Raw genomic sequence first — 18,707 nt, forward strand, 5'->3', positions numbered from 1 at the left:
CAGACCTTTTCCCCCGCTTGTGGATAACGCTGGGGATAACCTCAGGGCAGGGCTTGACGGGCGGGCTGCGAAACAGCTACTTCCACTGTGTCGAGACGCCGAAGCCGGCGGCGATGAAACCGAAGCCGGCGACGATGTTCCAGTTGCCGAAGCTCTTGATCGGCAGATCGCCCTCGGTCACATAGAAGAGAACGATCCATGCGAGCCCGATGAGGAACATCGCGAGCATCACTGGTGCGACCCAGCTGCGACTCGTCAGCTTGATGGTTGTCGCCTGCTTCGATGCCGGCGGCGGCGTGAAGTCGGCCTTCTTGCGGATACGTGACTTCGGCACGAGGGACTCTCCTGTCGATGCGCTGCGTGACCGCGCAGGGAACTGTGGCGGGCGCCGGGGCTGGAGCGAGGGGGACCACTGCCGCCCCCGGGCGTCCGTTAGCGTAGTGCTTCCGCGGGGCCTGAGGAGATAAGGGTACGTTGAGCATTTCTGCCGACTCCCCCCAAGGGCCGGTTCACCGCTTCGACGGAGAGGAAGAGGGGCGAAGTCCGATGAGGGGTGGTGGCTGGGTGACGGGCGGGACGGTCCGGCTGTTGACGGCTGCCGTATTCGCTCTTGCCGGACTGATCTTCGTCACCAGCTTCAACACCGCCAAGGGCACCAATATCCGTACGGACGCCTCGCTGCTGAAGCTCTCCGACCTGATCCAGCAGCGCAGCACCAAGAACGGTGCCCTCGACGAGTCCACGGCGGCGGTACGCGCCGACGTCGACGCCCTGGCCCGGCGCGACGACGGCTCCACCAAGGCCGAGGATGTGAAGCTGAACGCCCTGGAGCAGGCCGCAGGCACCAAGAAGCTCAGCGGGCCGGCCGTCACCGTCACCCTCAACGACGCCCCGCCGAACGCGCAGGCCGCCCCCGGCTACCCCGAGCCGCAGGCCAATGACCTGGTCATCCACCAGCAGGACCTGCAGGCCGTCGTCAACGCCCTGTGGAAGGGCGGCGCCGAGGGCATCCAGGTCATGGACCAGCGGCTGATCTCCACCAGCGCCGTGCGGTGCGTGGGAAACACGCTGATCCTCCAGGGCCGCGTCTACTCCCCGCCGTACAAGATCACCGCTGTCGGTGACCAGAGCGCCCTCAAGAAGGCGCTCACCGCCTCCCCGGCGATCCAGAACTACCAGCTGTATGTGAAGGCGTACGGCCTCGGCTGGAAAGTCGGCGAGCATGAGGCGGTGACTCTCCCCGGCTACTCGGGCACAGTGGATCTCCACTACGCGAAGCCCGTTGGGTAGTACTGGGTAGAGCGGGGCTGGGCTGGGCAGCGCTTGGGGGAGCCGGTGTCGGTGCGTCTGATCGTCAGGACCGTCAGCGAACTCTGCATCACCGTCGGCACCTTGATCGTGCTCTTTGTGGTGTACGTGCTGTTCTGGACCGGTATCAAGGCCGGTAGCGCCACGGACGGCCAGATCGATCAGCTCCAGGACGCGTGGTCGCAGGGCCCGGTCGAGGCGCCCGCGCCCGGTCGCACCGCGACTCCCGCCCCGAAGGCGTACGAGGACGGAAAACCCTTCGCGGTCATGTACATCCCCCGCTTCGGCAGGAGCTGGGACTGGCCGGTTCTGGAGGGCACCGAGGCGCGTACCCTCCACAAGGGCCTCGGCCACTACATCTCCACCGCCGCGCTCGGCGGCAGCGGCAACTTCTCGGTCGCCGGCCACCGCCGCACGTACGGCGATCCGTTCAAGGACTTCCCCAAGCTGGGTCCCGGGGACGCGGTCGTGCTGACGGACGGTACGACCTGGTTCACGTACCGCATCGACAGGAAGCCGTACCGGACCGTGCCGAGCGATGTCGGCGTCATCGCCCCCGTCCCGAGCAAGTCCGGATTCGACGGCCCGGGCCGCTATCTGACGCTGACCACCTGCGATCCGGAATGGGGCAGCAGCCACCGGCTGATCGCCTGGGCGCATCTGGACGCCACCCAGCCTGTGACCGACGGCAAACCGGAAGCTTTGCACAGCTGACCCATGTGCCCCTGCCGCCCTTTAGTCTGGTGCGGTACCGAACGGAAAGGGACAGCATGTACGGCTGGATCTGGCGGCATCTGCCGGGCAACGCATGGGTGCGGGCTTTCATCTCGCTCGTGCTCGCTCTGGCGGTCGTCTACGTGCTGTTCCAGTACGTCTTCCCGTGGGCGGAGCCGCTGCTTCCGTTCAATGATGTGACGGTCGACGGAGCGGGGGCGCCCCGATGAGCGCACGCATCCTCGTCGTCGACAACTACGACAGCTTCGTCTTCAACCTCGTCCAGTACCTGTACCAGCTCGGCGCCGAGTGCGAGGTCCGCCGCAACGACGAGGTCGAACTCGCGCACGCGCAGGACGGTTTCGACGGCGTACTGCTGTCCCCCGGTCCCGGAGCGCCCGAGCAGGCCGGTGTGTGCATCGACATGGTGCGGCACTGCGCGGACACCGGTGTTCCGGTCTTCGGCGTCTGTCTGGGGATGCAGTCGATGGCGGTGGCGTACGGCGGTGTGGTGGACCGCGCGCCCGAGCTGCTGCACGGCAAGACCTCGCTGGTCGCGCACGAGGGCAAGGGCGTATTCGCCGGGCTGCCTTCGCCCTTCACCGCGACCCGCTACCACTCGCTGGCGGCCGAGCCGGCGGATCTGCCGGACGAGCTGGAGGTCACGGCGCGGACGGCGGACGGCATCATCATGGGGCTGCGCCACCGTGAACTGGCCGTCGAGGGCGTGCAGTTCCACCCCGAGTCGGTCCTCACCGAGCACGGCCATCTGATGCTCGCCAACTGGCTGGAGCAGTGCGGCGATACCGGGGCGGTCGGCCGTTCGGCGGGGCTCGCACCGGTGGTGGGCAAGGCCTTGGCGTGAGTGCCGTAGGCCCTGAGGACGAGTACGACCCTCTGACGGGCCCGCTGCCGCCGAGGGGGCACGGCTCGCCGTGGTTCCAGGCCCCGAGCGTTCCGGAGGCGGAGGAGCCGCAGCCGCAGCCTCAGGAGTGGTCCGGGTACGGCCAGTACACCGTGGACGATCCTGAGGGCTATCAGCGGGACTGGTACGTACAGCAGGAGCCGGTTCCCGAGCCGCAACCCATGTCCGCGCCCGCGCCGATACCGGTGTCCGAGCCGATACCCGTACCGGACGACGAGACCGTCGCGCTGCGCACGGCGGACACGCGTCGCGCCGCGGAGACTCCTGCAGGTCCGGGGCGGGCCGAGCGCCGCAAGGCGGCCAAGGGCGGCCGGGGCCGTAGGCGTGCTCAGCCCGCTGCCGCCGTCCCGGCCGGGGCCGACGCCGCGCCCGCCAAGCCTCTTTCGCGCGTCGAGGCCCGCCGTGCCGCGCGTGCGCTCAAGGACAGCCCCGCCGTCATCGCCAGCCGCGCCATCGGCGAGCTCTTCATCTCCTTCGGCGTGCTGATGCTGCTGTTCGTCACGTACCAGCTCTGGTGGACGAACATACGCGCAGGTCAGGAGGCCGGCAAGGAGACGAACAAGATCCAGGACGACTGGGCGAAGGGCCGCAAGCCCGGTGCGTTCGAGCCCGGGCAGGGCTTCGCCATCATGTATATCCCCAAGCTGGACGTGGTCGTCCCGATCGCCGAAGGCATCAGCAAGCACAACGTCCTCGACCGCGGCATGGTCGGCCACTACGGCGAGGGCAAGCTCAAGACCGCGATGCCCGCGGACAAGTCGGGCAACTTCGCGGTCGCGGGCCACCGCAACACCCATGGCGAACCGTTCCGTTACATCAATCGTCTCAACCCGGGGGACCTGGTCGTCGTTGAGACCCAGGACGCGTACTACACGTACAAGACGGTGCGTACCCTCCCTCAGACCTCGCCGTCGAACGTGGGAGTGATCGGTCCGGTGCCGCCCGGCTCCGGATTCACCGAGCCGGGCCGGTACATCACGCTGACGACGTGTACGCCGGAGTTTACGAGTACGTATCGAATGATCGTGTGGGGCAAGATGGTCGAGGAACGGCCGCGCAGCAAGGGCAAACCCGACGCGCTCGTCGGCTGAACGCTGTGGGACTTCAAGACGGGAACAGGTGCAGTGGCACGTGCGCGTAGCCGGATCGCCGGCGTCATCAGTGTCTTCGGCGAACTGCTGATCACCGCGGGCGTGGTGCTGGCGCTCTTCGTCGTCTACTCGCTGTGGTGGACGAACGTTCTCGCCGACCGTGCGGCCTCCAAGCAGGGCGACCAGATGCGCGAAGGCTGGAACGGCGCTCCTGGCGCGCTCGACACCAAGGACGGCATCGGCTTCCTCCACGTACCTGTCATGAGCAACGGCGAGGTACTGGTGAAGAAGGGAACCGACACCAAGAGCCTCAACGACGGCATCGCGGGCTACTACGCGGACCCGATCAAGTCGGCGCTCCCCTGGGACAGCAAGGGCAACTTCACGCTGGCCGCGCACAGGGACGGGCACGGAGCGAAGTTCCACAACATCCACAAGCTGAAGAACGGCGATCCGATCGTCTTCGAGACCCGGGACACCTGGTACGTCTACAAGGTCTACAACGAGCTCAAAGAGACCTCGAAGTACAACGTGGACGTGCTGCAGCCGGTCCCGAAGGAGTCGGGGAAGTCGAAGCCGGGCCGCTACATCACACTGACGACGTGCACGCCCGTCTACACCTCGGACTACCGCTACGTCGTGTGGGGCGAGCTGGAGCGTATGGAGAAGGTCGACAAGGACCGTACGCCGCCGGCGGAGCTGCGCTGACGGAGCCTGCCTCGACGCGCTGGGTGTCCTGGCGTAGGCCGATCAGTTCCCCTCGGTGTTCGCTCGACGGGGTTGTGGACGGAGTACGTACCTGACCAGCGGCTTCGCTGTCGGTGAGCAGCGTCGCGATGTTGAGTGATGGTGTACGCGACTGCATCTGACGGAGGTCCTTGGGGGACCTCAGTCCAGTCAGAAGGCGGTAGCCACTGGCTCGAAGCTCGTCGCGGTGCAAAAGAGGAGCCCCGGCACCCATCAAGGGTGCCGGGGCTCCTCGTTGTGCCCGCCGTACGGCGGGCGGAGGGCTGCTAGCCGCCGCCGAAGATTCCGCCGTTGCCGGCGCCGCCGTTGTTCCCGTTGCCCCCGCCGTCACCGGCGATGGTCTTCACATTGACCGGCTGATTCGGCGTCGCCGGCTGACCGGCCTGCGGGTCCTGGGCGACGACCCGGGCGTTGTCGTCGTTCGGACCGTCGACGGTGCCGAGCTGCAGTCCCGCCTGGGCGAGGAGTTGCTTGGCCTGGCCGAGTGTCTGGGTGAACAGCTGGGGCACCTGGGCGGTCTGCTGCGGGCCCTTGGAGACCTTCAGCGTGACCGTGGCTCCCTTGGCCGCCTTCGAGTTGCCCGACGGGTCCTGCTCGATGACCTCGCCCAACGCCTTATCGGAATCGACGTCGCTCCGGACAACCTGGAACCCGAGGGTTTCGAGCTGGTTCTTCGCGGCGTCGAACTGCTGGCCCACGACGGGAGGTACGTTGATCTTGGTCTGCTTGGCCACGGTGAGGGTGACCGTCGAGTTCTTTTCGGCCTGGCCCCCGCCCCTGGGGCTCTGGTCGATCACCGTGCCCGGCTCCCGGTCGGACTCGATCTCCTTGGTCTCGACCTTGAAGACCTTGCTCACCAGGATGTCCGTCGCCTTGTCGACCGGCTTGTCGGTGACGTCGGGGACCTCGATCTTGGGGGCGCCCTCGGAGACGACGACCTCGACGGTCTCCCCCTGCTTCATCTTGCCGTCCTTGGGAGTCTGGCTGCAGACGCTGCCCTTCGGCTGGTCGCACCGCTGCGTGCCGGACTTGTGGATCTTGACGCCGGCGTTGATCACCAGTTGCTCGGCTTCCTGGTAAGGCTTACCCACGAGCAGCGGCACCGGCACAGTGCTGTTGTTGCCGTCGTCGCCGCCGAAGACCGACTTGCCGATGAGTACCGCTCCGACCAGCACCAGGATGCCCGCGAGTACCAGCAGGATCGTCGAGGTGTTCGACTTCTTCTGGCGGCGGCGGTCCGGGCGGTCGTCGAAACCGCCGTAGCCGCCGTCGTCCGGGTTCACCGGCGGGAGCATCGAGGTCTGGCCGGCCGAGTCGGCCTGGCGCAGTGCCGTGGTCGGCTGGTCGTCCGGGGCGTAGCCGCCGTAGCCGACCGCGCCCATCGCCGCCGTTGCCGCGACGGGCTGGCCGTCGAGGCAGGCCTCGATGTCGGCGCGCATCTCGTCGGCCGACTGGTAGCGGTAGTCGGGGTCCTTGACCAGCGCCTTCAGCACGATCGCGTCCATCTCGGGCGTGATCTCGGGGTCGAAGTTGCTGGGCGGCTGCGGCTCTTCCCGTACGTGCTGATAGGCGACCGCGACCGGGGAGTCCCCGACGAACGGCGGCCGGACCGTCAGCAGCTCGTAGAGCAGACAGCCGGTGGAGTAGAGGTCGGAGCGCGCGTCGACCTGCTCGCCCTTGGCCTGCTCCGGGGACAGGTACTGGGCGGTGCCGATGACTGCCGCGGTCTGCGTCATGGTCATTCCGGAGTCGCCCATCGCGCGGGCGATGCCGAAGTCCATGACCTTGACCTGGCCGGTGCGCGTCAGCATGACGTTCGCCGGCTTGATGTCGCGGTGGACGATGCCGGCGCGGTGCGAGTACTCCAGCGCCTGGAGGATGCCGATGGTCATCTCGAGCGTGCGCTCGGGCAGAAGTCTGCGCCCGGAGTGCAGCAGCTCTCTGAGCGTGGACCCGTCGACGTACTCCATGACGATGTACGGGATCGAGACCCCGTCGACGTAGTCCTCGCCCGTGTCGTAGACCGCGACGATTGCCGGGTGGTTGAGCGAGGCGGCCGACTGGGCCTCACGGCGGAACCGGGCCTGGAAGGACGGGTCGCGGGCAAGATCGGCCCGCAGCGTCTTCACGGCGACGGTGCGGCCGAGCCGGGTGTCGTGGGCGAGGTAGACCTCCGCCATGCCACCACGGCCGAGCACCGAGCCCAGTTCGTACCGGCCGCCGAGGCGACGCGGCTCTTCCATAGCTGTTCCAGCCCTCTCCGTCAGTCCTGACCGCACCCGTGTGTGGTCCGGCGGTGTGCTGTTCGCGCATACGCTACCGGGCACGCCGTGCCTGATCCGCCCGCGACGGTCACCTGATACCCGACCGGTATCGCAATGTGCAGGTATGGACAGTGGACGTGATTCGCGTCACTTCTTGCTCTCCAGTACCGCCTGCATCACATCGCGGGCGATGGGACCGGCGAGACCGCCGCCGGTGATGTCGTCGCGAGAGATACCGCTGGAGTCCTCGACGACGACCGCTACGGCGACCGGCGATCCGCTGTCGGTCTTCGCGTACGAGATGAACCAGGCGTACGGCCGCTTGCTGTTGTTCTCGCCGTGCTGGGCGGTACCGGTCTTGCCGCCGACCGTGGCTCCGTCGATCTTGGCCTTGCCGCCGGTGCCGCTGGGGCTCTCGACGACGTTCTCCATCATCTGCTGGAGGAGCTGCGCGTTCTTCTGGGAGAGCGGGCGGCTCATCTCCTGCGGCTCGTTCTTCTTGATGACGTCGAGGTTGGGCGCTTCCAGCTGGTCGATCATGTACGGCTTCATCAGCTTGCCGTCGTTGGCGATCGCCGCGGCGACCATGGCCATCTGGAGGGGGGTGGTGGCGGTGTCGAACTGGCCGATGGAGGACAGCGCGTTGCTGGAGCGGTCCATTGTCTTGTTGTAGACGGAGGCGGCCGCACGGACGGGGGTGTCGATCTCCGGGTTGTTGAAGCCGAACTTCTGCGCCGTCTCCAGCATCTTGTCCCGGCCGACCTGGTCACCGAGCTTGGCGAAGACGGAGTTGCAGGAGACCTCGAGCGCCTTCATCAGGCTGGCGTTCTTGCAGCCGTTGGCGTGGTTGACCATCGGCGTGCGGGTGTTGGGCAGGATGTACGGCTCCGGGGTGTCCGTCGCCGCGTTGATGTCGTCGACCTCGCCATGCTCCAGCGCGGCGGCGGCGGTGACCACCTTGAAGGTGGAGCCGGGCGGGTAGACCTCGCGCAGTGCGCGGTTGAGCTTCGGCTTTTCCTTGTCCTTCTCGAGAGCGTTCCACGCCTTCTCGTCCTTGCCCGCGTATCCGGCGAAGGAGCTCGGATCGTACGAGGGGGTGGACGCCAGCGCGAGGATCTTGCCGGTCTTGGGGTCGATCGCGGCGACGGCACCCTTCTTGGAGCCGAGGCCCTTGTAGGCGGCCTTCTGGGCGGCGCCGCTGAGGGTGGTGACGACGTTGCCGCCGCGCTTCTGGTCGCCGGTGAACATCGCCATGGTGCGGTCGAAGAAGAGCTGATCGGAGTTGCCGGTGAGGACGCCGTCCTCGAGCTTCTCGATCTGGTTGGCGTCGAAGGCCTGTGAGGCATACCCGGTCACCGGCGCCCACATGGGGCCGTCGACGTAGGTGCGCTTGTATTTGAAGTCCGTGTCGTTCGTTTCGGCGGAGCCGGTGATGGGCTTGCCGTCGACGATGATGTTGCCGCGCTCGTAGGCGTACCGCTCGATCTGGACGCGACGGTTGTACTTGTGCGAGTTCAGCTCGTCGGCACGGACGTACTGGAGCCAGTTGTCCCGGATCAGGAGGGCGAGGACGAGAAGCCCGCAGAAGATCGCGATTCGGCGCAGGGGCTTGTTCACGGTCGGACCACCTGGGTCATCTCGGCGTCGGGGGACGGGGCGGGTGCCGGCGCGGGACGGCGCGCGGTGTCGCTGATACGGATCAGGATGCCGACGAGGGCCCAGTTGGCGATCACGGACGAACCGCCCTGCGCGATGAACGGCATGGTCATACCGGTCAGCGGGATGAGCCCCATGACACCGCCGGCGACGACGAAGACCTGGATGGCGAAGGCGCCGGAGAGGCCGATCGCCAGGAGCTTGCCGAAGGGGTCGCGGGCGGCGAGGGCGGTGCGCACCCCGCGCTCCACGATCAGGCCGTAGACGAGCAGGACGGCCATCATGCCGGCGAGACCGAGTTCTTCGCCGACCGTTGCGAGGATGAAGTCGGAGTTGGCGGCGAAGCCGATGAGGTCGGAGTGGCCCTGACCGAGGCCGGTGCCGAGGGTGCCGCCGGAGCCGAAGGCCATGAGGGACTTGGCGATCTGCTCGCTGGCAGCCTCCTTGCCCCAGCCGGCGAAGGGGTCGAGCCAGGCAGTCACGCGCTGCTGGACGTGCGGTTCGAAGGTGGCGACGCCGACCGCGCCGACCGCCGACATCAGCAGACCGAAGACGATCCAGCTGGTCCGCTCGGTGGCGACGTACAGCATCACGACGAACATGCCGAAGAACAGCAGCGAGGTACCGAGGTCGGTCTCGAAGACCAGGATGAGGATGGAAATCGCCCAGACGACCAGGATGGGTCCGAGGTCGCGGCCGCGGGGCAGGTAGAGGCCCATGAAGCGGCGGCTGGCGAGGGCCAGGGCGTCGCGCTTCACCATCAGATAGCCGGAGAAGAAGATCGCAATGATGATCTTGGCGAACTCACCGGGCTGGAGCGTGCCGACGCCGGGAATGTTGATCCAGATCTTGGCGCCGTTCACTGCTGGGAAGAAGACCGGCAGAACCAACAGGAACAGCGAGACCACCATGGAGATGTAGGTGTAGCGCTGCAGGATGCGATGGTCCTTGAGCAGGATCAGTACTCCGACGAAGAGGGCGACGCCCACTGCGGAGAACATCAGCTGCTTGGATGCGGCGGGGGCGAAGGTCTTGAGTGCCTGGAAGCGCTCGGACTGGTCGAGACGCCAGATGATCGCCAGCCCGAAGCCGTTGAGGAGCGTCGCCAGCGGGAGCAGCAGGGGGTCCGCGTACGGGGCGAATTTACGGACCACCAGGTGGCTGACGGCCGCCAGCAGACTGAGCCCGATTCCGTATCCGAGCATGCCGGCCGGGAGCGCGCCGTTGATGGCGAGGCCCACGTTGGCGTACGCGAACACGGAGATCGCTACGGCGAAGACGAGCAGCATCAGCTCGGTGTTGCGGCGGCTCGGTGCTTCGATCGCGCCGATCGTGGTGGTGTTGGTGACAACGCTCATGGTGGAGAAGGCCCCCTACGGCCGATTACTGCTTTCCGCAGTTCGAGGCCAGCTTCTGCTCCTCCTCCGAGAGGGTGGGACCCGGAGACGGAGTAGCTGCGGTCGGCTTGGTCTTGGCGTTCTGGGTGGTGGGCTTGCCGGTGGTGCCACCGGCCTCGCCCTCACCGGGCGGTGGAGTGCTCGCGCGGTCGGCGGCGTCGCGGCGCTGCTCGTCCTTCTTGCAGGCAGCGGCCTGGTCGGCGAGCTCCTGGACCTTGGTTCGCGCCTTGTCGAGGCTGTCCTCGGTGATCGTTGCCTCGACCTGCTTGCGCTGGTAGGGCGGGAGGTACTTGAGTTCGATCTCGGGGTGGTCCTTCTGGACCTTCGAGAGCGAGACCCAGGCGAGGTCCTGACTGATGCCCTGGTAGAGGGCGACGTGCTCGTCCTTGGAGCCGACGAAGTACTGGGTCTGCGTCCAGCTGTAACCGCCGTACAGACCGCCGCCGACGACCGCCAGCGCGAGCACGCTGTAGAGAGATCTCTTCAGCCACTTGCGGCCGCCGCGGGGCTTGATGAAGTCCTCGTCGGTGTACGCGCCGAAGCTGCCCTCGGGCGGCATTCCGCCGTACCCCATGCCGTCGCCGCTGCCGGGTGGGCCGAAGCCGCCGGAAGTCTGAGGCGGGACGGGGCGGCCGAGGCCGGCCGCGCGGCCCGCCGGGGTCTGCATGGCGCCGCCGTCGTTCAGCTGGAGCTGGTTCTCGGCGACCGCGCCGACGACGACCGGGGTGTCGCTGAGCTGCCCGGCCAGGGTGTCGTTGGAGTCGGTGTCGAGGACGTCCGCGACGATGCAGGTGATGTTGTCGGGGCCGCCGCCGCGCAGTGCGAGCTGGATCAGCGCCTGCACGGTCTCCTGCGGGCCCTGGTAGTCGGCGAGGGTGTCCTCCATCGTCTGGTGGGAGACGACGCCGGACAGTCCGTCGGAGCAGATCAGGTACCGGTCGCCGGCACGGACCTCGCGGATGGAGAGATCGGGCTCGACATGGTCGCCGCTGCCCAGCGCGCGCATCAGCAGGGAGCGCTGCGGGTGGGTGGTGGCTTCCTCTTCGGTGATCCGGCCCTCGTCGACCAGCCGCTGCACCCAGGTGTGGTCCTGGGTGATCTGGGTCAGTACGCCGTCGCGGAGCAGATAGGCGCGGGAGTCGCCGACGTGCACGAGGCCGAGCCGCTGGCCGGTCCAGAGCAGGGCGGTGAGCGTGGTGCCCATGCCCTCGAGCTGGGGATCCTCCTCGACCATCAGCCGCAGCTGGTCGTTGGCGCCCTGTACCGCCGTACCGAGCGAGGTGAGGATGTCCGAGCCGGGCACGTCGTCGTCGAGCGTGACGAGTGTGGAGATGACCTCCGAGGAGGCGACCTCGCCGGCGGCCTGGCCGCCCATGCCGTCGGCGATGGCCAGGAGGCGGGGTCCGGCGTAGCCGGAGTCCTCGTTGCCCTCCCGAATCATGCCCTTGTGTGACCCGGCGGCGAAGCGCAGAGACAGACTCATGCGCACCTCGCCCGTCGGCTCCGGGTACAGCCGGTCTCGAGCCACACTGCCCACCCTCCGGTCGGGAGCCCGTGCCGGTCCGCTGTCGGGACCGCTGCGGCTCGCTCGCTCCGCTCGCTCATTGTCGTACTACTTCCGCAGCTCGATGACGGTCTTGCCGATGCGGATCGGCGCGCCCAGCGGAATCGGTGTCGGGGTGGTGAGTCGGGTCCGGTCGAGATATGTGCCGTTGGTGGACCCGAGATCCTCGACGATCCACTGGCCGTCACGGTCCGGGTAGATCCTGGCATGCCGACTGGACGCATAGTCGTCGTCCAGCACGATCGTGGAGTCGTGTGCCCGGCCCAGGGTGATGGTCTGGCCCTGCAGCGCCACCGTGGTGCCCGTGAGGGTGCCCTCGGAGACGACGAGTTTGCTGGGCGCACCGCGGCGCTGGCGGCCGCCGGTGGCCTGCTGGCGCTGCTGCGGTGGCGCAGCGGCCTGGCGCGTCTGCTGCGGACGCGCGTCGGCATTGCGGCGTGAGCCGCGCTGCGTGACGCGCGTACCGAACAGGTCGCTTCGGATGACCTGAACGGCCACGATCACGAACAGCCACAGAACAGCCAGGAAACCTAGCCGCATGACCGTCAGGGTCAGCTCTGACATTGCCCCCGCTTCACCCTTCGGCTTGCCGGTAAACGATGGTGGTGCTGCCCACGACGATCCGCGAGCCGTCGCGGAGCGTAGCGCGGGTGGTGTGCTGCCCGTCTACCACGATGCCGTTGGTAGACCCGAGATCCTGGATCGTCGAGGGCGTTCCGGTCCGGATCTCACAGTGCCGGCGCGAGACGCCGGGGTCGTCGATCCGCACATCGGCGTCGGTGCTGCGACCCAGCACCAGCGTCGGGCGGGAGATCTGATGGCGGGTGCCGTTGATCTCGATCCAACGTCGTACTTGGGTGCTCGGCAGCGGTCCGGGACCGGGTGCCGGGCGTCGGTCCGCGACGGGCGCGGGGCCGGGGCGGCCGACGCCCGGAGGGGGCGCGGCCGGCATGGGAGGTGCGGCGGTGGGCGGGTAGCCGTAGCCGCCGCGGGCGCCGCCCTGGGGAGCGGCGGGGCCGGGGCCTGCCGGAGCCCGTTCCGGGGACTGTGACGTACTCGACGCGAGAGTGCGGCTGCGCACCCGGTACAGACCGGTGTCGAGGTCGTCCGCCTTCTCCAGGTGGACCTTGATGGGTCCCATGAAGGTGTAGCGCTGCTGCTTGGCGTAGTCGCGGACCAGTCCGGAGAGTTCGTCGCCGAGCTGGCCGGAGTACGGGCTCAGGCGCTCGAAGTCGGGCGCGCTGAGCTCGACGATGAAATCGTTGGGTACGACGGTTCGCTCGCGGTTCCAGATCGTCGCGTTGTTGTCGCACTCGCGCTGGAGGGCGCCGGCGATCTCGACGGGCTGGACCTCGGACTTGAACACCTTGGCGAAGGTGCCGTTGACCAGACCTTCGAGTCGCTGCTCGAACTTCTTCAGGACTCCCATGGGGCACCTCCTCCGTCGTTGCCGTCCTGGTACTGCTTACTGATCGTATCCACGCGTCGGGAAATCGGCTGGTTCCCCTTGTCTGCCCCGTCGATGAGTGTCACCTCTCACACGGATCGTAGAGGCGGCCTCATGACAGTGTCCCGCACCCAGGGTGCACCCAGAAGGAGTGGGGGGCTGCCGCCCTCCGTTCCCCCTGTTCGCCGACCGGGTCCGCCAAACAATCGGATGTGAATCCACCCTGTGCCGCGTGCTAATCTTCTGGAAGTCGCCAGGCGCTCGCATCGAACAGGTGGGGGACGGGCGGCAACACCCAATGCGCGGGTGGCGGAATAGGCAGACGCGCTGGATTCAGGTTCCAGTGCCCGAAAGGGCGTGGGGGTTCAACTCCCCCCTCGCGCACAAAGAGAAACCGGTGAAACGGGTCTCTACCAGTGACGAAAGTCATGGTGGGGGCCCGTTTCTCGTTGTTCGGAGCGCGTAGCTGTCCGAGCGCGGAGTAATTCGGGGCGTTTTTACGTGAAAGAGACCACACCGTGGCATACCTCACGATGCGGGCCCTGATCTTCAGATGATTCTCATCCGGTGTGACTGGAGCTGAGCGCCAGCCGGTCCGTGCGAGGTAGCCGGTGGGGGTCCAGCTGCCCAGTGGCTTGGTTCTCCGCCTGTGGTGGCTGCGCCTGCGGGGGCGCTCCCCGTTGAGCGTGAGGGTCCCGACCCAATTCTTGATCTTCCTGCGGTTGGCGTGGCCGAGCTGGTCGACCCGTTAGTCATGGACAGGCTTGTAGCCAGGGGCGCGGACCGGCAGCTGCCATTGATTGGGGTCGGAGTTGTTGTAAGCGAGGTCTGCAGCGAGGTACCCCGGCTTGTAGCCCCGGTTGCGGAGCCTGCTGAGGATCTTGAGCCCGTTGTAGGCGGGGCGCTGGCCGGGCTTGTCGAGGGAGACGCCGAGGACGAGTGCAGGCAGGACGTCGGGTTTGGGGGTGTTGTCATCGAGGAGCACCTCGTCGAAGCGGGCGTCGCGGGTGACGGCGAAGGCTGCGTCGTAGCCGACGAGGCTGCTCAACTCTCTGTCGGTGCGTTCCGCGTAACGCCCGCGGCCAAGGACTCGGCTGCCGCGGCGAGGTATGCCCAGGGCCGTTGCCGTCCGCCGCTCACGGCGGCGATCCCGGCCACGTCGTAGCGGGACGTCGCGAGCGACCAGGCGAGGTTGCCCGCCATCAGGTGACCCATGCCCTCCACATAGTGGTCGATGTGACCGCGCACCTCCGCAGGCACACCCCGTTCGCTCAGCGTCCTGGGAAGGGTGGCGGCGAGCTGGGCGAATCGGGCCGTCCGCGCATTGGCGAGGGCGGCGATGTGCTCGACGGACCGCTCCAGGGAGCAACCCTCCTGTTCGCGGAGGACGATGACGCTGTTGTTCACATCCCCGGCGGCCAGTTCCTTGGCGAGCGAGACGATGTCGTTGACGAAGATCACTACATCAGCGGTGATCTCACGCATCTCCCGGAGTGGGGAAGAGCCGTGCAGCTCGTCCGGCAGGGTGTACCCGCCGCACCTCTCGGTGAAGTCGAGGCAGGGCTGTACGCCTATGGAGTCCCGCCGGACCTTGAGGAGCTGCTCAACAGAAGGCAGGCGGTCGGCGTTCCGGTGGTGTGCTTCCCCTTGATAGGCGGCCATGTAGGCCTGCCAATGTGTACGGAACCGACGCTGCCAGCCGTACGGAGTACCGGCGGTCGCCCGGCGCCAGATGTCTCGGAACCCCTGGACGAGCGGTGGGCCCGCCCTGCCGGGCACCGAGGGCGTGCCCACCGCTGTCATGGTCCCTACGAGGGTGGTCACCAAATGCTCGATCGCCGCGGGCCGCATCCCCAGCCGACCGTCGAACTGGTCGTCGAAGATGAAGAACCATGCGTTGAAGTCGGCCGCGAGCTCAAGGTCGATGCCTGTGGCGTCGGGATAGAAGTACGCCATCAGCCGCTCGAGCCGCAGCGCGTCGTACTCTGCCGTCTCGGCTTCCGCCGTCAGCAAGCCCGTCTCCTGCAGCCACTGCAGTGTGTGCCGCCGTGCGCGCTCCGCGTGCGGGCTGAAGCGGGCAGGGAACGGAATCCTGATGGCCGCGGTGCGCCGGGTCGGGTCCGAGGGGACCGGGTGAAGGCCGGAAGCCGTCGATTTCGCCATACGCACCCCCTGAGTGTCGCGGCGCATCCCACCGGCTCGGCGGTACAGGCCTGACGCGTTCTCGCCGCCCTACGAGGCTAGGCGCCGCATTACCCGAGCGACCGTCAGCGACGGGTGTCATGTGGCGTGATACCGGCGTACGCGACCGCGTACGCGCCCCCTGGGGAGGCGCATCGGGAGGTGGGGACAGAGGAACCGCCGTGCGGTTGCCGGTATTACCAGAATCCATTCGTCTCCGCGGGCAAGACCTCCCCTGAGGACTACGGAACGTCCCGGCGGGCGTACGCTTCGCATACTCGGGGACCGACACGCGGCCGAAGGAACGGATGTGGCCTACACGGGAGACCGGCCGGGGCGACCGCGCCGACTGCTACTGGAACGTGACGCGGAACTCGCGGCACTGGATGCCCTGTTGACCGACCTGGGCGCGTCGTTCACGGGGCCGGTCGCACCCTGCACGGGCGGCTTAGTGGCCTTCGCCGGGCCGGCCGGACTCGGCAAGACCACACTCCTCACCGAGGTGCGCAGGAGGGCCGCGGCCCGCGGCTGCACGGTGCTCTTCGCCTGCGGGGGAGAGCAGGAGCAAGGCGTCGCATTCCATGTCGTACGCCAGCTCGTGCAGCCCGTACTTGCGGCAGGTTCCGAGAAGGAACACCGCAAGATGCTGGGCAGTTGGTATGACATCGTCGCCCCTGCTGTGGGTTTGGTGGCGGGGAACGGCAACGTCTCCCCCGATCCGCAGGGGGTGCGGGACGGCCTGGACTGGATAGCCACCCGCTTCGCCGTGCAGCACGCGCCGCTGGTGGTCATGCTGGACGACGCCCACTGGGCCGACGCCGAGTCGCTGGCCTGGCTCACCGGCTTCGCACCGCGGGTCACCGAACTCCCGATGCTGCTCGTCGTGGCCTACCGCTCCGATGAACTCCCCGTGAATGCTGTGGCGTTCGGCAAGCTGGCCGAACGCCTTGGATCGCGCCCCTTCGACCTCATTCCGCTCACCCCCAGCGGGGTCAGCCGCATCGTCAGGGAAACTCTGGGTGAGGAAGCCGATGAGGCGTTCTGCCGCGAGACCTGGGCGGTCACCGGAGGGAACCCTTTCGAGACCGTCGAACTGGTCGCCAAGGTCGCCGATCGCGGGCTGAAGCCGCAGGTCGTACACGTTCCCGAACTGCGGGAGCTCGCCTCCGCGGTGAAGGGCGGCGGACTCGTCGAGCGGCTGGAGCGGCTCGGCACCTCCGCCGTCCGGTTCGCCTGGAGTGCCGCCGTGCTGGGCTCCGAGGCATCCCGGAGCCTGGCCGCGAGCGTCGGGGGACTGGGCGAGGCCGAGTCCGCCGACGCCGTCGCCCGGCTGCGCGAGGCCCGCATCCTCGCCGACGCAGCTCCGGACGCCGCCGAAGACGACCGTCTGGAGTTCTTCCACCCGCTGGTCGCCACCGCCGTCTACCGGGCGATTCCCGCGGCGTTCCGTGTCGCCATGCACGGCCAGGCCGCCGCGATCGTGTCGAGTGCGGGCCTGGGCGCCACCACGGCTGCCCGGCACCTGCTGGAGATGCATCCCGAGAGCGACCCTTGGGCCGTGCGGCAGCTCCGCGAAGCCGCCCGCGAGTACCTCAGGGCAGGTGCTCCCGATGCCGCCCGGCGCTGCCTCGCCCGGGCGCTCCGCGAGCCACCCGCCCTGGAGGAGCGGGCCGACCTCCTGTTCGAACTCGGCTGCTCCGCCCTGCTGACCGAACCCGCGACCACGGTCAACCATCTGCGGGCCGCACTGGACGAGCCCGTCCTGGACCCGGCACTGCGCGAGGCGATCGTCTACCGGCTGGCACAGGCCCTCGGCCACTCGGACCGGATGGCCGAGGCCGCCGTGACGGTTGCCGAAGCTGCCCGGGGAGCCACCGACACAAGAACGCGGCTGCACATGCAGGCGGAGCAGTTCATGTGGAACGCCTTCCGGGCCGACGAACAGGACTCGCCCGCCCGCTCGCGCAGGCTGGCCCGGCTCGCCGAGCACCTCACCGGCCGGGACATCGCGGAGCGGTACATCCTGGGGCTGCGCGCCTGGGACGCCATGGTGCGCGGCGAGCCTGCGGCCACCGCGCTCCACTACGCGGAAGAAGCCCTCGGCGAGGGCCTCAAGTGGACCGACGAGCAGTGGGGTTTCGAGGTCCCGGTCCTGGTCGCTCTCACCTTCATGTACTGCGACCAGCCCGGACGAGCGGAGGAACTCTTCAACAGGGGCATCGCAGAATGCGAGAGCAAGGGCTGGCGCGGCGCCCATCTCTCGTTCGGGTACACGCTTCTGGGCTATATCCGCCATCGTCGCGGACGCCTTGACGAGGCCGAGACCCTGGTCCGCGCCGGACTGCGGATCGCGGACAGGGTCGGGCGCCAGGTGCCCGCACAGTACTTCGCCATCGGCATCCTCATCGAGATCCTGCTCGCCCGCGGCCGCACCCGGGACGCCCAAGAACTCGCCACCACGTACAGCTACGGCGAGGTCGTGCCCAGCGCCGTGGTGTACCCGGACTCCCAGACCGTCTACAGCGAGCTGCTGCTCGCCTTGGGCATGCGGCGGGAAGCTGAGCAGCAGCTCGTCCGGGTCGGCGAGCGGCTCGAACCGCGCGGCATGCGCAACCCCGCCTGGTGCCCCTGGCAGCTCCACCTGGCCCAGGCACTGGAAGCTTCCGAACCGGAACGGGCTCTCGAGCTCGCCTCCGAAGGTGTTCGCAGGGCCCGCCGATTCGGTACCCAGTCCGCGATCGGGCAGGCGTTGCGTGCCATGGCCTCGGTGACCCACGGTGCGCAGCGGGTCACCCTGCTGGCCGAGGCTGTCGTACACCTCGAGCGCTCCCCTTCCGGCTACGACCTGGCGTGTGCGCTGGTGGACCACGGCGTCGCACTGCGCCGTGCCGGGCTGCCGCAGGGCGCCGCCGAGCAGCTTCACCGTGGACTGGAAGGCGCCGTGCAGGGTGGGGCCGACGCCCTCGCGGCGCGGGCCCGCGAGGAGCTGGACGCAGCCGGTCTGTGGCCGCTCCAGCTGCGCACCGCAGCCACGGAGTCGCTCACCGCGCAGGAGCGGACAGTGGCCGAATGGGCCGCTCGCGGGTGGTCGAACGCCCGCATCGCCGAGGCGCTGGGTGCCCAGGATCAGATGGTGACCCGGCTGCTGTCGGACATCTATCGCAAGGTCGGCTCCGATCAGGCGGGACTTCCGAGGCTGATCGGGATGCAGGGGGGTGCGTCGCCGACACCGCATGGCTGAGCCGTTCGAGTGCGGAGCCAGGCGTCCCCTTTCGCCGGCCCGTACGGTGAAGGTGAAGGGGGACTTCGCGAGCCCGGCGAGCATGGGCGGCCGCGACCGGGAAACCCTCGGGCGCAATGCCGAGCACGCCTTCTCGCTCCTCACCCGTTCCGCACCGGTGTGAGCCCAGGAG

At 68.1% G+C, this 18,707-nt stretch carries 17 protein-coding genes and 1 tRNA gene; 9 read left to right on the forward strand and 9 right to left on the reverse strand.

Annotation, left to right across the window (positions count from 1 at the left end):
- Positions 1-76 precede the first annotated feature (76 nt).
- Positions 77-334: a cell division protein CrgA gene (gene crgA / locus AB0D12_RS05645; RefSeq protein WP_362677421.1), complete on the reverse strand. Its 258-nt coding sequence runs from the start codon at positions 332-334 to the stop codon at positions 77-79.
- A 212-nt stretch (positions 335-546) separates the two neighbouring features.
- Here crgA and AB0D12_RS05650 point away from each other — a divergent pair, with 212 nt between their 5' ends.
- From AB0D12_RS05650 to AB0D12_RS05675, 6 genes are read left to right on the forward strand one after another with little or no spacing between them, the layout of a single operon-like run.
- Complete coding sequence (locus AB0D12_RS05650) at positions 547-1,290, forward strand: DUF881 domain-containing protein (protein ID WP_362677993.1); 744 nt, start codon at positions 547-549, stop codon at positions 1,288-1,290.
- A gap of 45 nt (positions 1,291-1,335) precedes the next feature.
- The gene (locus AB0D12_RS05655; RefSeq protein WP_362677423.1) at positions 1,336-2,022 is read left to right on the forward strand and encodes a class E sortase; all 687 of its coding nucleotides are present in this window, start codon (positions 1,336-1,338) and stop codon (positions 2,020-2,022) included.
- Between the two features lie 56 nt (positions 2,023-2,078).
- Positions 2,079-2,252: a hypothetical protein gene (locus AB0D12_RS05660; RefSeq protein ID WP_327324814.1), complete on the forward strand. Its 174-nt coding sequence runs from the start codon at positions 2,079-2,081 to the stop codon at positions 2,250-2,252.
- The gene (locus AB0D12_RS05665; protein WP_362677426.1) at positions 2,249-2,887 is read left to right on the forward strand and encodes an aminodeoxychorismate/anthranilate synthase component II; all 639 of its coding nucleotides are present in this window, start codon (positions 2,249-2,251) and stop codon (positions 2,885-2,887) included. The genes AB0D12_RS05660 and AB0D12_RS05665 overlap by 4 nt, the downstream gene beginning before the upstream one ends.
- Positions 2,884-4,038, forward strand: coding sequence for a class E sortase (locus AB0D12_RS05670; protein ID WP_362677428.1), 1,155 nt, complete (start codon positions 2,884-2,886; stop codon positions 4,036-4,038). Before AB0D12_RS05665 ends, AB0D12_RS05670 begins: the two co-directional genes overlap by 4 nt.
- Positions 4,039-4,071: 33 nt before the next feature.
- Entirely contained in the window at positions 4,072-4,746 is a 675-nt protein-coding gene (locus tag AB0D12_RS05675) for a class E sortase (protein WP_362677430.1), read from the forward strand.
- A 305-nt stretch (positions 4,747-5,051) separates the two neighbouring features.
- On the opposite strand, the gene pknB is transcribed toward AB0D12_RS05675, so the two are convergent.
- From pknB to AB0D12_RS05705, 6 genes are all read right to left on the reverse strand, one after another.
- Entirely contained in the window at positions 5,052-7,028 is a 1,977-nt protein-coding gene (gene pknB / locus AB0D12_RS05680; RefSeq protein ID WP_362677432.1) for a Stk1 family PASTA domain-containing Ser/Thr kinase, read from the reverse strand.
- A gap of 168 nt (positions 7,029-7,196) precedes the next feature.
- Entirely contained in the window at positions 7,197-8,666 is a 1,470-nt protein-coding gene (locus AB0D12_RS05685; RefSeq protein ID WP_362677434.1) for a penicillin-binding transpeptidase domain-containing protein, read from the reverse strand.
- Positions 8,663-10,063: an FtsW/RodA/SpoVE family cell cycle protein gene (locus tag AB0D12_RS05690; RefSeq protein ID WP_362677436.1), complete on the reverse strand. Its 1,401-nt coding sequence runs from the start codon at positions 10,061-10,063 to the stop codon at positions 8,663-8,665. The genes AB0D12_RS05685 and AB0D12_RS05690 overlap by 4 nt, the downstream gene beginning before the upstream one ends.
- Positions 10,064-10,088: 25 nt before the next feature.
- On the reverse strand, positions 10,089-11,585 hold the full coding sequence (locus AB0D12_RS05695) for a PP2C family serine/threonine-protein phosphatase (protein ID WP_362677438.1): 1,497 nt from the start codon (positions 11,583-11,585) through the stop codon (positions 10,089-10,091).
- A 129-nt stretch (positions 11,586-11,714) separates the two neighbouring features.
- Positions 11,715-12,230: an FHA domain-containing protein gene (locus AB0D12_RS05700; protein WP_327324822.1), complete on the reverse strand. Its 516-nt coding sequence runs from the start codon at positions 12,228-12,230 to the stop codon at positions 11,715-11,717.
- Positions 12,231-12,240: 10 nt separating this feature from the next.
- Positions 12,241-13,095 (reverse strand): DUF3662 and FHA domain-containing protein, encoded by an 855-nt coding sequence (locus AB0D12_RS05705; RefSeq protein WP_327324823.1) that lies wholly within the window; start codon positions 13,093-13,095, stop codon positions 12,241-12,243.
- A gap of 318 nt (positions 13,096-13,413) precedes the next feature.
- On the opposite strand from AB0D12_RS05705, the gene AB0D12_RS05710 reads away from it, so the two are divergent.
- Positions 13,414-13,497: transfer RNA gene (locus tag AB0D12_RS05710), tRNA-Leu, on the forward strand.
- 364 nt (positions 13,498-13,861) lie between these two features.
- On the opposite strand, the gene AB0D12_RS05715 is transcribed toward AB0D12_RS05710, so the two are convergent.
- Together AB0D12_RS05715 and AB0D12_RS05720 are read right to left on the reverse strand one after the other, a co-directional pair.
- Entirely contained in the window at positions 13,862-14,161 is a 300-nt protein-coding gene (locus tag AB0D12_RS05715; protein ID WP_362677440.1) for a hypothetical protein, read from the reverse strand.
- Complete coding sequence (locus AB0D12_RS05720) at positions 14,158-15,276, reverse strand: isoafricanol synthase (protein WP_362677442.1); 1,119 nt, start codon at positions 15,274-15,276, stop codon at positions 14,158-14,160. The genes AB0D12_RS05715 and AB0D12_RS05720 overlap by 4 nt, the downstream gene beginning before the upstream one ends.
- 328 nt (positions 15,277-15,604) lie before the next feature.
- Between AB0D12_RS05720 and AB0D12_RS05725 the strand changes: the two genes are divergently transcribed.
- Positions 15,605-18,535, forward strand: a complete 2,931-nt coding sequence (locus AB0D12_RS05725) for an AAA family ATPase (RefSeq protein WP_362677444.1) — start codon at positions 15,605-15,607, stop codon at positions 18,533-18,535.
- Positions 18,528-18,698 carry a hypothetical protein gene (locus tag AB0D12_RS05730; protein ID WP_362677446.1) on the forward strand — a complete coding sequence of 57 codons (171 nt, stop codon included), beginning with the start codon at positions 18,528-18,530 and terminating at the stop codon, positions 18,696-18,698. The genes AB0D12_RS05725 and AB0D12_RS05730 overlap by 8 nt, the downstream gene beginning before the upstream one ends.
- Positions 18,699-18,707 lie beyond the last annotated feature (9 nt).

The organism is Streptomyces sp. NPDC048479, assembly GCF_040651435.1.
Classification (GTDB): Bacteria; Actinomycetota; Actinomycetes; order Streptomycetales; family Streptomycetaceae; genus Streptomyces.

Bases quoted from the DNA above. Each gene is read 5' to 3' on its own strand.
- AB0D12_RS05695 (WP_362677438.1), bottom strand. From the start codon at position 11,585: ATGAGTCTGTCTCTGCGCTTCGCCGCCGGGTCACACAAGGGCATGATT.
- pknB (WP_362677432.1), bottom strand. From the start codon at position 7,028: ATGGAAGAGCCGCGTCGCCTCGGCGGCCGGTACGAACTGGGCTCGGTG.
- AB0D12_RS05660 (WP_327324814.1), top strand. From the start codon at position 2,079: ATGTACGGCTGGATCTGGCGGCATCTGCCGGGCAACGCATGGGTGCGG.
- AB0D12_RS05730 (WP_362677446.1), top strand. From the start codon at position 18,528: ATGGCTGAGCCGTTCGAGTGCGGAGCCAGGCGTCCCCTTTCGCCGGCC.
- AB0D12_RS05690 (WP_362677436.1), bottom strand. From the start codon at position 10,063: ATGAGCGTTGTCACCAACACCACCACGATCGGCGCGATCGAAGCACCG.
- AB0D12_RS05720 (WP_362677442.1), bottom strand. From the start codon at position 15,276: ATGGCGAAATCGACGGCTTCCGGCCTTCACCCGGTCCCCTCGGACCCG.
- AB0D12_RS05700 (WP_327324822.1), bottom strand. From the start codon at position 12,230: ATGTCAGAGCTGACCCTGACGGTCATGCGGCTAGGTTTCCTGGCTGTT.
- AB0D12_RS05665 (WP_362677426.1), top strand. From the start codon at position 2,249: ATGAGCGCACGCATCCTCGTCGTCGACAACTACGACAGCTTCGTCTTC.
- AB0D12_RS05705 (WP_327324823.1), bottom strand. From the start codon at position 13,095: ATGGGAGTCCTGAAGAAGTTCGAGCAGCGACTCGAAGGTCTGGTCAAC.
- AB0D12_RS05650 (WP_362677993.1), top strand. From the start codon at position 547: ATGAGGGGTGGTGGCTGGGTGACGGGCGGGACGGTCCGGCTGTTGACG.